Annotated in this window: 13 protein-coding genes, 1 tRNA gene and 1 riboswitch; of the genes, 7 read left to right on the plus strand and 7 right to left on the minus strand. The window is 67.7% G+C overall.

The features are described from left to right. Window positions 1-769: 769 nt before the first annotated feature. The 4 genes from FFF93_RS02480 to FFF93_RS02495 all read right to left on the minus strand — a co-directional run bounded on the left by FFF93_RS02480 (window position 770) and on the right by FFF93_RS02495 (window position 4,198). Window positions 770-1,273 carry a hypothetical protein gene (locus FFF93_RS02480; protein ID WP_138767472.1) on the minus strand — a complete coding sequence of 168 codons (504 nt, stop codon included), beginning with the start codon at window positions 1,271-1,273 and terminating at the stop codon, window positions 770-772. Further along, a complete protein-coding gene (locus tag FFF93_RS02485; RefSeq protein ID WP_138767471.1) occupies window positions 1,270-1,995 on the minus strand; it encodes a hypothetical protein in 726 nt (241 codons plus the stop codon). Before FFF93_RS02485 ends, FFF93_RS02480 begins: the two co-directional genes overlap by 4 nt. A gap of 150 nt (window positions 1,996-2,145) precedes the next feature. Beyond that, window positions 2,146-3,156: an EAL domain-containing protein gene (locus FFF93_RS02490; protein WP_186372213.1), complete on the minus strand. Its 1,011-nt coding sequence runs from the start codon at window positions 3,154-3,156 to the stop codon at window positions 2,146-2,148. Between the two features lie 952 nt (window positions 3,157-4,108). Then, window positions 4,109-4,198: transfer RNA gene (locus FFF93_RS02495), tRNA-Ser, on the minus strand. A 126-nt stretch (window positions 4,199-4,324) separates the two neighbouring features. On the opposite strand from FFF93_RS02495, the gene FFF93_RS02500 reads away from it, so the two are divergent. The 4 genes from FFF93_RS02500 to FFF93_RS02515 are packed head-to-tail and all read left to right on the plus strand — an operon-like array spanning window position 4,325 to window position 8,159. Further along, the gene (locus FFF93_RS02500) at window positions 4,325-5,368 is read left to right on the plus strand and encodes a zinc-binding alcohol dehydrogenase (RefSeq protein WP_138767469.1); all 1,044 of its coding nucleotides are present in this window, start codon (window positions 4,325-4,327) and stop codon (window positions 5,366-5,368) included. Window positions 5,369-5,371: 3 nt separating this feature from the next. Then, on the plus strand, window positions 5,372-5,770 hold the full coding sequence (locus tag FFF93_RS02505; protein ID WP_138767468.1) for a 6-carboxytetrahydropterin synthase: 399 nt from the start codon (window positions 5,372-5,374) through the stop codon (window positions 5,768-5,770). A 6-nt stretch (window positions 5,771-5,776) separates the two neighbouring features. After that, window positions 5,777-6,868 (plus strand): glycosyltransferase, encoded by a 1,092-nt coding sequence (locus FFF93_RS02510; protein ID WP_261375264.1) that lies wholly within the window; start codon window positions 5,777-5,779, stop codon window positions 6,866-6,868. 49 nt (window positions 6,869-6,917) lie between these two features. Next, window positions 6,918-8,159: a DNA glycosylase AlkZ-like family protein gene (locus FFF93_RS02515; RefSeq protein ID WP_138767467.1), complete on the plus strand. Its 1,242-nt coding sequence runs from the start codon at window positions 6,918-6,920 to the stop codon at window positions 8,157-8,159. Window positions 8,160-8,182: 23 nt separating this feature from the next. On the opposite strand, the gene FFF93_RS02520 is transcribed toward FFF93_RS02515, so the two are convergent. Further along, entirely contained in the window at window positions 8,183-8,686 is a 504-nt protein-coding gene (locus tag FFF93_RS02520; protein WP_138767466.1) for a nucleoside deaminase, read from the minus strand. A gap of 98 nt (window positions 8,687-8,784) precedes the next feature. Here FFF93_RS02520 and FFF93_RS02525 point away from each other — a divergent pair, with 98 nt between their 5' ends. From FFF93_RS02525 to FFF93_RS02535, 3 genes are all read left to right on the plus strand, one after another. Next, on the plus strand, window positions 8,785-9,546 hold the full coding sequence (locus tag FFF93_RS02525; protein WP_138770247.1) for a phosphatase PAP2 family protein: 762 nt from the start codon (window positions 8,785-8,787) through the stop codon (window positions 9,544-9,546). Window positions 9,547-9,612: 66 nt separating this feature from the next. Next, window positions 9,613-10,248 carry a uracil phosphoribosyltransferase gene (gene upp, locus FFF93_RS02530; protein WP_091255877.1) on the plus strand — a complete coding sequence of 212 codons (636 nt, stop codon included), beginning with the start codon at window positions 9,613-9,615 and terminating at the stop codon, window positions 10,246-10,248. A 49-nt stretch (window positions 10,249-10,297) separates the two neighbouring features. Next, a complete protein-coding gene (locus FFF93_RS02535) occupies window positions 10,298-10,675 on the plus strand; it encodes a glyoxalase superfamily protein (protein ID WP_138767465.1) in 378 nt (125 codons plus the stop codon). Between the two features lie 120 nt (window positions 10,676-10,795). On the opposite strand, the gene FFF93_RS02540 is transcribed toward FFF93_RS02535, so the two are convergent. Both FFF93_RS02540 and FFF93_RS02545 read right to left on the minus strand, forming a co-directional pair. Next, complete coding sequence (locus FFF93_RS02540) at window positions 10,796-11,524, minus strand: hypothetical protein (protein ID WP_138767464.1); 729 nt, start codon at window positions 11,522-11,524, stop codon at window positions 10,796-10,798. After that, window positions 11,524-11,710: riboswitch (cyclic di-AMP (ydaO/yuaA leader) on the minus strand. Its footprint overlaps the gene before it by 1 nt. 108 nt (window positions 11,711-11,818) lie before the next feature. Further along, window positions 11,819-13,426, minus strand: coding sequence for an ATP-binding protein (locus FFF93_RS02545; RefSeq protein WP_261375265.1), 1,608 nt, complete (start codon window positions 13,424-13,426; stop codon window positions 11,819-11,821).

Here is a 13,426-nt window from a genome sequence, read left to right on the forward strand (position 1 = left end):
TGCACGGACGAGGAGGCGGCACGCTGAGCGGCGCCCCCGAGGATTAACAAAGGTGGCCGATGGATGATGCATAAGTGGTGGAAATAGATCCACAACATAATGACCGTAATGGTGTGGGCGTCGAAGTTCGTTACGGTTCGGCGCCCGATTAGACGATCATCTAGCATCGTTGATGCCTCCTCCGGCCGCAGGGCAGTGAAGACCTGGAATCTTCAGCCATTGCCGCTCTCTCACGGCGTGGCGGATTCGAGCGGAAGGATGTCCTGTACCGACAGCCAGGAGCTCTGCAACCGCAGTCGCCTCTGACGGCAAGAGCAGTGGGGCACTGCCTGGTTCTCAGTACTCGTGAACTGCTTTAGCCATGGCTACTGACCGCGCCGTGAGGAAGACAACTTCATTCGGCTCGTTCCGAGCGGGTACCTCGACGCCCATTTCGCGTCCGGCGCGGCAGCAGCTGACGGGTGCCGGCTAAGCCACAGCGGGGGCCGGGCCATCTTCACCGCCCTCGGGCTCTGATCGGGTCGGCGGCCACCCCCTGCAAGCTGGCTCCATCGTTTTGAGACCATGGAGCCAGCCTCTTGCAGGGAGCATGATCTCTCCGCGGTACCCAAACCCAGCATGGTTCTCCGCGGACGCTCCCACGGACAGGCTAGGGGTGAGGCGCGGGTGGGGGCAATAGCCGGGGATGTGGCTCCACTCGCAATGGCCCCAGCTGCTCGGAGCCGCACCAGTGACCGGCAACGGACCGAGCACTGCCCCCGGGGTGGCCTCACCGTGTTGTGAAGGCGTTCGCTTGGGGGCTGGCCAGTTCCCGTGATCTGTCGAGAGCCTGTTGGCAAGCGCGCACGATATGCTCGCGTTGGCCGACGCTGCGGTAGAGGTCTCGCGCCCATTCGAACTCGGCTGCCGCCTCGCCGTAGCGGGCCTCGTCGAAGAGCCGGTGTCCGATTTGGCGGCGGACCAGTGCTTCCCGAGCCCGGGTGCCTGACAAGCACAAAGCTTCCTCCTGGAGCCGGGCTGCCTGGTGCCACTCATATTCTCGCTGATAGGCCCGGGCAAGAACCAGAAGGGGCCGAAGCCGGTCCCTGGAGCGTGCGAGGAGCCGATGTCCTTCGGCGATCGCTTCGCTGGTCCGGTCGAGGAGGGACAGAATCCAGACCTGCTCTAGTTCAGTGCACTCGGCCAGACGCGCTTCCAAGGCCGAGCGGTCGAGGACGACCTCCCGCAACGTCGATGGGTCCGTTCGCCAGACTTCCCGGGGAGGCTGCTTCATGGCGCAGTCTCGTTGGGCAAGGGTTCAGACGGGATCAGTGGGAGGGTGCGGGCGAGCTCTTGGGCGCGCAGTCTAAACGTGCTGGCGATGCCATGGCCTTCGCCGTGGCCTAGGTTGGAAATAACTATGGCACCCGGCGGGATGCCGATGCGGAGGGTCTCGCCGTCGCTCTTCTTGCCCAGTCTCATTGCTGCGATGGAGTCTAAAGGGGCATCTACCAGCGGTGTCGCCTCCGGGTGATCCCCGAAGAGCAGGAGGCGGCGGTCTGTCAGGAGCATCAGGCAGGGATTCTCTCCGAGCTTTCCCCGGGCGACGGCAATAGCCCGTTCGTCGTCCTGGAGATGTGCGGCCACCGCCCGGAAGGTTCGCCGTCCCTCAAACGCCAGACCCGCGGCGGCGGACACTTCCGCCATGCCGTGATAGTCGATTCTCCCGTCCGGAAGCTCCGCTTCGAGCCCCAAAAGGTGCTCATAGCTGCGGCTCGTATTCGGGTCGCAACGCCAAACAATCTCCGTTCGGGGCCCCGAGGGCCGTGTGGCGCCTACGATCGTGGCGGCGGGCCTGCGCTTGCGAAGGGACCATGGAATTTCTACGACAAATCCGGATGCGTTGGAGCGGGACTTGAAACCCTTTTTGCGGGCGGCGGCATCCACCAACTCCGTTGCTTCGGCTGCATCGCCGAGAAATATCCAGCGCACCTCGTCGGGTACTGCAAAGTTCATTGGAGCCTCGTTCTTCCTTTCTGCTTCGCCGTGGAACGCGTGTCTATTTGAATCGGCCCGTGGCGGGCCAGGTTTCTGCGCGCCAGCTCTCCCACTCGGTTTTGTCCATGGTTGGTCGGCCCAGGAGATAGCCCTGTGCGGCGGTCATGCCTAGTTGTGTGATGGCTGCCAGTTCCGATTCGGTTCCACGCCCTCGGCGACGATGGTGGCGCCGATTTGGTTCGCAAACACCGTCATTGCGGCGCCGAGGGCCCGGAGTCCGTCGTCGTGGTCGATGCCGGCTATGAGGCTCCGGTCGAGTTTGATGATGTCGGGGCGCAGCCGCAGGACGTGCCGCATTGAGGAGAAGCCGGCCCCGGTATCGTCGATTGCTATTCGCAGCCCGCGTCGGCGCAGAGGTTCCAACGCCGAGATTAGGGGCGAATACCTCTCCACTTCCAGCCTCTCCGTAAGCTCGAGTACGAGTCGCTCCAACGGCAGGTCGGATGATTCGAGGACACCTAACAACCTGGGATCAAGACATGTTGCGGGTGAAACGTTCAGAGCCACGTAGAGGCACGGGGGAAGGTGCTGCGCCGCTTCCAGGGCGACGCCCAGCGCTGCTAGTTCAAGGTCTGCTGAGCGTCCCAACGCTGCGGCTTCTGCGAACCAGCGCTCCGGATTGGTCCCTGCGGCACCGTCGAACCTTGCAAGGGCTTCGGCGCCAACGAGGTGACCCCCGGAAAGATCGTGGATCGGTTGAAACGCCGCCCGCAACCGCGTGCCCTCGATGGTCTCACTGAGCGTCTTGTGCCGGATTGGCATGGACGCCGGATCCAGTGTTGCTGACCGATAGCGCCGGCTGGTTCCCTCCAGGCCCGGAATCCGACCTCGTCGGGCCGGGCGGTTCAGAACGGAAGAGTCGATCCAAACCGTCTTGCCATCGCGGTGCCTGCAGCGCACCAAGCCCTCAGCGCTGCCGGGCGTTCCCGGTGAACTGATGAGATCCGCGATGCTTTCCGGCAGATGATCCTCGTCAACGACGATGCTGAAATGCTCACCCATGAGCTCAGCCGGTCGGTAACCAAGCAGGTTTTTACTCGCTTCGCTGGAAAACCTAAAGCGACCCTCATCATCCAAAGCCCATAGCCACTCGCGGCTGGTGGCGAGAACCGTGTGCATTAGCTGACGACAGCTAGCCGCCTGGCCCTCCTGGTGCGGAAGCCCCCTGGCCCATCCGAAAAGCCATTCCCGCCAAGGACTCATGCCCGGCTGCCGCTACCTCGACGCGATTCGAGCACCTCTACATCGTCCGCGGCCCCAGCGCCCGATAGATTGCCGTTTGGGGACAGGACCCGCGGGCGGGCGAGGGCAGGGGGAACACAAGCGATTGTGCCGGACATCGTCATGACCTTTGCAATATGGAGTGGGACAGCCGGAGTCCACTATGGAGCCGAGCGTGTGCTGACATCCTGTGCAGACCGAAATGGAGCGGTCAAACGGCACGCGGGGGTCTGATCTAAAAATGTGCAAAAACTGCGGAGCCCGGCCAGGTCACTTAATCCCGTCGGTTCTGTTAGGTAAGGACCGCCCCGACCTGCTGTCGTGCCGCGCCGGTCAACACGTTTACTGGGTATGAACACCCGCCGGCAGCGTCCGTACAGTCACCGACCCCCGAAACCTCCACGGCGTGCGGTCCACCGCCCTTAGCAGGTGACGCGAAGCCCTTGGCTGTTGTGGACCCCTCGGAGATCATTAGTGCAACGGACAGAGAGGGGCGATCCAATGTCTGCCGCACATGAGGAAACCCGAGCGTCAAGGGAAGAAACCGTCCTGCGTATACGGAGGGGAATCCGGGCGGCCCAACTTCGTGTCACCCTGGACGAGGTCCAGGGACGTCCGACGCCGGAGGCGATGGTACGACTTGCACAGCTAACGCCGTGACGAGGCTGGCCAAGATGGAGCTTCCGTCTCTGAGATGAAGGATGTTGGCGCTGCCGTCGGGACAGTTGCCACGGATCCTGTGCGTGCATTGGCATCCCGTGGCGGCCGCAATTCCTCGAAACATGCACCAAAAATGCACCACGAAGCTCCTGAGAATGCAGAAAACCCCCGGTTTCCCGGGGGTTTTCATTGGCGGTGACGGTGGGATTTGAACCCACGTTGGCTTTGACACCAAACAACATTTCGAGTGTTGCACCTTCGGCCGCTCGGACACGTCACCAACCTGACTAGGGTACCGGAGCAAGGCGCCCAACCCCAAAACGGCCGCCGAACGCGCCCCGCCGCGCCCCGTCCGCGGCACCCAAGCTTCCCCCGGCCCGCCCCCGGCACTAGATTCGTAAGCAAGATGAGCACCTCTAACAACACCAGCCCCGCGCCCCCGGACCCCGCTACCGCAACCGCCTACTGGACCGTCGGCCCGGAACAGGGCGAACTCCGGAGCGGGGAACTGCCCGCCCCCGGCCCAGGCGAGGCCCTCGTCCGCTCGCTCTACTCCGGCATCAGCAAAGGCACCGAAATGGTGGTGCACCACGCCCGCGTGCCCGAGTGCATCGCCGAGGAAATGGCTGCACCCCACCAGGAAGGCCACTTCCCGTCGCCGGTGAAGTTCGGCTACCTCTCCGTCGGCGTCGTCGAGGACGGCCCGGCGGACTGGGTGGGCAAGACCGTCTTCTGCCTGCACCCGCACCAGGACCGCTACGTCGTCCCGGTCGAGTCCCTCACGGCAGTCCCGGAGAACGTCCCGGCCCGCCGTGCCGTGCTCACCGGCACCGTGGAAACCGCGGTCAACGCCCTCTGGGAGGCCGGCCCGCGCCTCGGCGACCGGGTGGCCGTCATTGGCGCGGGGCTCGTCGGCGGCATGGTTGCCAAGCTCCTCGGGTCCTTCCCGCTGGGCAGGCTCCAGCTCATCGACGTCGACCCCGCCAAGCGCGCCTTCGCCGATACCCTCGGCGTCGACTTCAGCCACCCCGACGACGCACTGCCCGACTGCGACATCGTGATCCACTGCTCCGCCTCGCAGGCCGGTCTCGAACGCGCCCTGCAACTGGTGGGCGACGAGGGCGAGATCATCGAGATGTCCTGGTACGCGGACCGCCGCATCACCCTGCCGCTGGGGGAGGACTTCCACGCCCGGCGGCTCTCCATCCGCGCCAGCCAGGTCGGCGTCGTGGCCCGCGCCCGGCGGCACCGCCGCACCACCGCGGACCGGCTCGAACTCGCGGTCGCGCTGCTCGCTGACCCGGTCTTCGACACCTTCCTCACCGGCACGTCCGCCTTCAGCGAGCTGCCCGACGTCGTCCGGCGCCTTTCCGACGGCAGCCTCGACGCGCTCTGCCACGTCATCGAATACCCCGCCGCCGATGCCCCCACAACAGAAACCACGAGGTAAACCGTGTTCAGCCTGACCGTCCGCCGTAATTTCATGATCGCCCACAGCCTGCCGCGCCCCGCCTTCGGCCCGGCCCAGGGACTGCACGGGGCCACCTTCGTCACGGAGGTGACTTTCCGCCGTCGGACGCTGAACGAGGACTCGATCGTGCTGGACATCGGCGAGGCCGGCGAGGTGCTGGATGCCATCCTGGCGGACCTGAACTACCAGAACCTGGACGAGCACCCGGACTTCGCCGGCAAACTCAGCACCACTGAGGCCCTGGCCGAGTACATCGCCGACGCCGTCGCCGCCAAGATCCGCGTCGGCACCGACGGGCAGGCGCTCGCCGGCATCGACGTCACCCTGCGCGAAACCCCTGACGCCTGGGCCAGCTACTCGCTCGAGTTCGACGCCGGCTAGCAGACCGTGCACCCAGCCGGCCTGCGCCTGGTCCTGCCGGGCAACGTGCGCCACAACTCGGGTGGCAACGCCTACAACGCCGCGCTGCTGCGCGCCGTCGCAGACCTGGGCATGGCGGCGGAGGCCTGCGAGGTCGAGGGCGACTGGCCGGTCGGCAGCCCGGAGGACCGGTTGCGGTTCGGGCGGCAGCTTGCCGACGCCGACGGCGCCCGGGTGACACTCGTGGACGGCCTGGTGGCCTGCGGGGCGCCGGATGAGCTGGAAGCGGCGGCCGACGCCGGGTTGCCCGCCTGGATCCTGCTCCACATGCCTCTCGGCACGCACCCGGCGCTGGAACGCCGTGCCCTGCAGGCAGCGGCCGGGGTGGTCTGCACCAGCGGCTCGGCTGCGGCGGACCTGCGTGAGCGGCACGGAATCGATGGGATCACAGTTGCGCTACCGGGAACGGCGTCGGCCCCGCCAGCCGTCGGCTCCGAGCCGCCACATCTGCTCGCGGTGGCCGCGCTGCTGCCCAACAAGGACCAGCTGTTGCTGCTGCGCGCCCTGTCCGGGCTCACGGACCTGCCCTGGACGGCGTCCTTGGCGGGCTCGGACACGGCCGACCCTGCCTACGCCGCGCTGCTCCGGCGGGAAGCCGAACGCCTCGGCCTGGCTGGGCGCGTCCGCATCCAGGGGGAGCTGCGCGGAGCCGCGCTGGACGCCGAATGGGCCGCCGCCGACCTCAGCTTGCTGATATCGCGCGCCGAAACCTACGGGCTGGTGGTCACCGAATCCCTGGCCCGGGCCATTCCCGTCATCGTGCGGCAGGGCACGGGCGCCGTGGAGGCGCTCGCCGCAGGAACCCCCGCGGCCGCCGCGGGCAGCCAAGGCGCCCCGGACGCGGCAGGTCTGCCGGGCGCCGCCGTCGCACTCGCCGAGGACCCGGCGCCGCTGGCCGCCGTCATCCGCCGCTGGCTCACCGAACCCGCGCTCCGCGCCGAATGGCGGGCCGCAGCCCAGGCCGCGCGGAAGCGCCTTCCGGGCTGGGACGCCACGGCGCGGGCTGTCCTGGCGATCCTCGGAATTGAGCCGCCGTCGCACCCAGCCGGCCCGCGGTAGTTGTCGATGCCACGGCTCAAAACAGCGACTACGGGTGGAGAATGACCCCATGACCACCGAGCCGATGACCGTTCAGTTGCCACCCGTCGAGAGCCTCACCACCGGGCGGCTCCGTGCCTGGTCGTGGCACCGGCAGGGCCTGGACGGCTCGCTGGCGGGGTGCACGGCGGAACAAATTCTTGCCCGGGCAGGCTGGGCGCGGTCCGTGGGCGGGGCCAACCCGTACCTCACGCTCTTCGCCCGGGCGGGCATCCGGCGCGCACAGGTGGACGCCGACGTGCAGTCCCACCGGATCCTGGAACTCCCGACGGCGCGCGGCTGCACGTATGTGCTCGGCAGGGAGGACTTTGCGTGGGCGCTGCGGCTGGGACGGGATCCGGCCGAAGCAAGCTTCAAAGTCGTCGGCAGGCTTGGCGTGGACCGCGGCGAGATCGCGCTGCTCGAGGAGCAGGTGCTGCACACCCTCGCGGAAGCCGGAGTCCCGCTGGACCCGCGGCAGCTCAAGGACGAACTCGGGGAATCGGTGCGCAACCTTGGCGAGGAGGGCAAGAAGAAGGGTGCCGCCACCACGCTGCCCACTGCTCTTGGCATCCTGCAGGCGGACGGCCGGATCCGTCGCGTCCCGGCGACCGGCCGGCTCGACCAGCAGCGCTACGCCTACGAACCCTGGAACCTGGCGCCAAGCACCCTCAGCGACGAGGAGGTCCGTGCCGAGCTGATCCGGCGCTACCTGGGCTGGACCGGAGGGGCCACCTTCAAGCAGTCGCAGTGGTTCACCGGCTTTACGGTCGCGCAGAGCAAGGCCGCGCTCGCCGCCGTCGGCGCCGTCGAAGTCCCCACGGCCGCCGGCGGGGACCCGCTCTGGATGCTGCCCGACGACGTCGCCGGGCTCGCCGCGTTCGAAGAACCTGCCGAAGAACAAATCCAATTGCTTGCCGGAACCGATTCGCTGGTGCTGCTGCGCCGGAACGCGGCGGAACTGCTGGCCGGGGAGGACCAGGACAAACCTGCGCTGGGCCGGCTCGCGCTGCAGGCCGACCTGCCGGACCATCCGATCCTCGACCGCGGCCGGATCATCGGCCTGTGGCAGTACGACCCCGCCGAGGGGCGGATCGCAGCTTGGGTCTTTGGTGAGGCTACGCCCGCCGTGGACCGGAGGATCGCCGAGGTGGAGACCTGGATCAGGGAGGACCTGGGCGATTTCCGGGCCTTCAGCCTGGACTCGCCGGCGTCCCGGCAGAAACGGATCGACGCGTTGCGGGCGTCCACGACCGCCACCGCGGAGCGGTAGCTTAGGCACCGCGAACGGCGGCCTCAGGCGCCGCGGTGTGCCGCGAAGAAGTCCCGCAGCAGCGCCCCGCACTCCTGCTCCCGGACGCCGCCATACACCTCCACCCAATGGTTGAGCCGCCGTTCGCGGAGAATGTCGAACACGGAACCGGCGGCCCCGGCCTTCTCATCCCAGGCGCCGAAGACCACCCGCGGAATCCGGGCCAGCACCACGGCGCCGGCGCACATGGCGCATGGCTCCAGCGTCACCACCAGGGTGCAGTCCTCAAGCCGCCAGCCGTCGTCGTTCAGGCCTTCCAGCGCGCGGCGGGCGCGCAGCCGGGACGCTGCCTCCCGGATGGCCACCATTTCGGCGTGCGCGGTCGGGTCCCCGAGCGCCTCCCGCTCGTTGCGTCCCGCGCCGAGCACCGAACCGTCAGGTCCGATCACGACCGCGCCGATCGGCACGTCCGCGGTGGCCAGCGCCCGGCGTGCCTCGGTGAGGGCCAGACCCATCCATTCCGCATGCCGGGGCTCGGGGGTAGTCATGGGTCAATGGTAGTTTCGATCCTAAGCAGGCTGTGCACCTTCGCGGTGTACCGGAAAGTCGGGAGACGGCAGTGAGCACCAGGACTGAGAGCTGGCTGATGCGGCGCTGGGGCAAGTGGGTGGTGCCGTACGCCGCGCTGTGGATCACGATGCTGATCGGCGGCGTGGTGGTCGTGGCCCTGGCCCTGACCAGCGCGGAGGTCTATGACAACGTCGTGGACGACGCCGGCCTGGCCAACCTGGACAAGCCGATGCTCTCCTACATGGAGCAGCTGCGCAGTCCGGGCCTGGACTCCTTTGTTACCGGGTTCACGAACATCGGCGGCGGCATCGGCATGCCGATCCTAGGCAGCATCCTGACGGCGTTGCTGATCTGGGTCTCCCGAACCTGGCGGCCGCTGATCCTGATCGGAGGTGCCGCCGCGGTTTCGGTGACTGCCACGTCACTGGGCAAGAAGCTGATCGGCCGGACCCGGCCCGACCACGCCGACGCCGTGCCGCCCTACGAGAGCTCACCGTCGTTCCCCAGCGGCCACACACTGAACACCACGGTGGTGATCGGGCTGGTGGTCTACCTTGCCTGCCTGCAGGTCAAGCGCACGATCGCCCGGGTCGGCTTCATCACAGCCGGTGTGATCTTCATCTTCGCCATGGGCATGAGCCGGGTCTACCTCGGCCACCACTGGATGACCGATGTGATCTTCGGCTGGGTCATCGGGCTGGGCTGGGTGGGGATCGTGATCCTGGCGCACAGGCTCTTCCACGTGCTGCGGCGCCGGGAACACACCGGCCCCGCTCCGACGTTCGACAACGAGGCCCACCTGCGCGACGGGGCCCCCGGGAACAGCCGCAACGGCTGAACGGACGACGCCGATACCCCCGGCCCGGCGGGACGGTCCCCGGCGTCCGGGTGATAGTTTTGACCCATGCGCACTCTCGTTGTGGACCACCCGCTGGTCGCCCATAAGCTCACCGTTCTGCGGGACAAGAACACCCCGTCCCCGGTCTTCCGCCAGCTCACCGAGGAGCTCGTCACGCTCCTGGCCTACGAGGCAACCCGCGACGTCCGCACCGAACCCGTGACCATCGAGACTCCGGTCAGCACCACCATCGGCACGGCGTTCACCAAGCCCACCCCGCTTGTGGTCCCCATCCTGCGCGCCGGACTCGGCATGCTCGAAGGCATGACCAAGCTGGTCCCCACGGCCGAGGTCGGCTTCCTGGGCATGGCCCGCGACGAAGAGACCTTGGACATCATCACCTACGCCGAGCGCCTCCCCGAGGACCTGACGGACCGCCAGATCTTCGTCCTGGACCCCATGCTGGCGACAGGCGGCACCCTGCGCGAAGCCATCAAGTTCCTGTTCAAACGCGGCGCCTCGGACGTCACGTGCATCTGCCTGCTCGCCGCGCCGGAGGGCCTGGCCAAGCTGGAGGAAGAGCTTTCGGAAGCCAACGTGACGATCGTGCTGGCCTCGATCGACGAGAAGCTCAACGAGAAGTCCTACATCGTCCCCGGCCTGGGCGACGCCGGCGACCGCCTGTACGGCATCGCGGGCTAGGCGCCACCCCGGGGTTCCGGCGGCCGGCGTCCGGGACTAGCCTGTGCCCATGGACTGGAAACTCGAACTCGTATTTGTCCCGGTGTCCGATGTGGACCGCGCCAAGGATTTTTACGTCAACAAGGTGGGCTTCAACGCCGACTACGACGAACGGCCCACGGAAGGCATCCGGTTCGTCCAGCTGACACCGCCGGGTTCCGGGTGCTCGATTGCGATCGGCGAGGGCCTCAACGATGCCCCGCCCGGCACCGCCCCGGGCCTGCAGCTGGTGGTCAACGACATTGAGGCCGCCCACAAGCAGCTTAAGGACAACGGCGTGGACGTCAGCGACATCGACGTCCACGACTGGGGCCACTTCGTCCACTTCTCCGACCCTGACGGCAACAAGTGGGCGGTGCAATACATCCCGGGCCGTCCGAACGGCTAGCCGCCCGGGGCGGGCGAACCCGGGCGGCCGGACCGCCGGGTTTCCGGCGCACGTGAGGCCCCGGATTCAGTGAATCCAGGGCCTCACAATTCGCCGGGCAGGGGCCCGTGTGGCGGCTGTTTAGTACCAGTTGTTCGCGTAGTGGAAGTTCAGCGCGCCGCAGGGCGAGCCGTACCGGTCCTGCACGTACTTCAGGCCCCAGTTGATCTGGGTCCGGTAGTTGGTCCGGTAGTCCGCGCCGGCGCTTGCCATCTTCTCGGCCGGCAGGGCCTGGACCACGCCGTAGGCGCCGCTGCTGGGGTTCGTGGCGGTGGTCTTCCAGTCGGACTCCCTGGTCCACAGCTTCTGCAGGCACTGCATCTCGCTGGGAGCCCAGCCATGGACGGGCAACTGTGCGGCGGCATAGGCCTGCGCGCCGGCCGGATCGTCGACGGCGACCGGCTGCACCGGGGCGGGGGCGGCGGCTGGGGCGACCGGCGCAGGCGGTGCCGGCGGTGCCGGGGCTTCGGCGGGCTTGACTTCCGCCGCCTTGGCTTCGACGGTGCCGGTGGAGGGGGACGCGGGGGCGTTGCTGCCGACCTGTTCGAACTCCAACTTCTGCAGCGACGATTCCTTGGACGCGTCTGCCGTGTGGGCCGTCGTGCTGGAGGCCTGGCCCGCGGCGCCTGCGCCCAGCAGTACCGCGAGGGCAGTTGCCACGACGGCGGCGCGCTTGCCCTTGGAGCCCGCACGGGCGCCAACCCGGGACAGTGTCGTGCGCTTCGCCGGCTCGGCGCGGTGGCGCGCGATCGCGGCTTCGGATGCCTGTTTAGCGCCTTCTGGGCGCATGGGTACCTTGAAATCAGTCATGTTTGCCTCTCAACGCCTACGGAGTTAGCTGTCGGGTTCGGATGCAAAAATCCGGCCGCACGGAATCTCGACGTGGCGGCTTAACCCCAAGGGTGCATGGATGCAGATGCCCGGGAACTCTGGGTCCCCCGTCTCTGCCTAATCCATCGGAATCCGGGAAGCGGCAGAGTTTGGCGTCAATCCGGATATGCGGCCAGATCGATGGCCGCACCCTAAAAACGGTACCGGACTTTCCTTTGGATGTCACATTTAGGTAACGGAGGACTCGTTCAACCGCGTGGCGGCTTGCCTCTCCTAGGCCGCCGGAGCCGCCTCGGGGAGGCGGACGGCGAACTGCGTGCGGCCGGGCCTGGACGTGACGTAGACGGTGCCGCCATGGGCCTCGACAATCGCCTGCACAATCGACAGCCCCAGACCGCTGGTGCCTTCCGCCGTCGCCGCCGGAACAGGGGAGGTGGAGGTGGCGGGGGAGCCCGCGCGCGCCTGCGCCATGGCGGGCGGCGGTGCCTGGGATCCCGCCCGGGATGGCACTGCGGCCGGCGCCGCGGTTCCGACGGGGTTCCGGCGGGACGCGTCTGCCCGGGCAAAGCGGCGGAACACCCGGTCCACGAATTCGGGGGCAATTCCGGTGCCGTTGTCCGTCACCGTGACGATGGCGGTGCCGTCATTGGTGCGTTTCACCGCTGTAGTCACGGTCGTTCCCGGTTCGGTGTGCTTGCGGGCGTTGGAAAGCAGGTTCGCCAGCACCTGGTGCAACTGGGCAGCGTCGCCCCGCACCACTACGGGCTCCTCGGCGAGTTCCAGTTTCCAGAGGCGGTCCGGGGCCATGACCTTCTCGTCGCTGACCGTCTCGATTGCGAGCTGGGAGAGATCCACGTCGCTGAACTTCAGCGGCTGGCCCTCGTCGAGGCGGGCCAGCAGGAGCAGGTCCTCCACGAGGGTCGTCATCCGTTCCGACTGGCTCTGCACCCGGGCGAGGGATTTCTCGCCGTCCGGGGTGAAATGCTCTGTCATGCGCATCAGTTCCGTGTAGCCGCGGATGGCCGTCAGCGGGGTCCGCAGCTCATGCGAGGCGTCGGCAACGAACTGGCGCACCTTCATCTCGCTCTGCTGGCGCGACTCAAGCGCGCTGGAGACGTTATCCAGCATCTGGTTCAAGGCGTAGCCCACGCTGCCCACCTCGGTGCCGGGATTGGCGGCCGACGGCGGCACGCGCACCGCGAGGGCGACCTCGCCGGCGTCGAGCGGGAGGCGGGAGACTTTGGTGGCCACCTCTGAAAGGTGCTCCAGCGGTTTCATGGTCCGCCGGATCAGTGCCGTCCCGGCCAATCCGATCACGACCAGACCGCCGGCGGAGACCAGCACCATGGTCCACACCAGCGAGGCCAGGGTGTCTTGCTTCTCCTTCAGGGGCAGGCCCGTGACGATCACGTCGCCATACGGGGTCTGCGCGGCGACGAGACGGTAGGCGCCGCTGGACAGGGTCCGGTCAACTGCCGGTTCGTCGGGAGTGAGCGCGAGCAGGACGTCGGCGTCGTCGGCGGAGAGGGCTTTCCGGCTGGCATCCTCGGCCAGGAAGCCGGCACTGGTGACGTCGTCGTTGTGGATCCGGGCGTTGAGGGTGCCCACGGCCTGGCCGCGCGCTTCAAGCGGGTCCCGGCGCCCGTCCCCGCTGCCGGGCCGGCCGAACTCCCGCGCCCGCTCGGAGGCCTGGTCCAGCTGGGAGTCCAGTTGCTTCGTCAGGAAGAGATTCATCGAGGCGTAGCTGACCAGGCCGACGGCGCCGCAGATCGCGACGAGCAGAGCCATGGCGAGCAGGACCAGGCGCGTGCGCAGGTGCCAGGTTGAGGGGCTGCGCCAGTCCCGGCCGGGGGCGGAGGGGTCACGCTCGGGGGCTGCCAC

It is taken from the genome of Arthrobacter sp. KBS0702 (assembly GCF_005937985.2).
Lineage (GTDB): Bacteria > Actinomycetota > Actinomycetes > Actinomycetales > Micrococcaceae > Arthrobacter.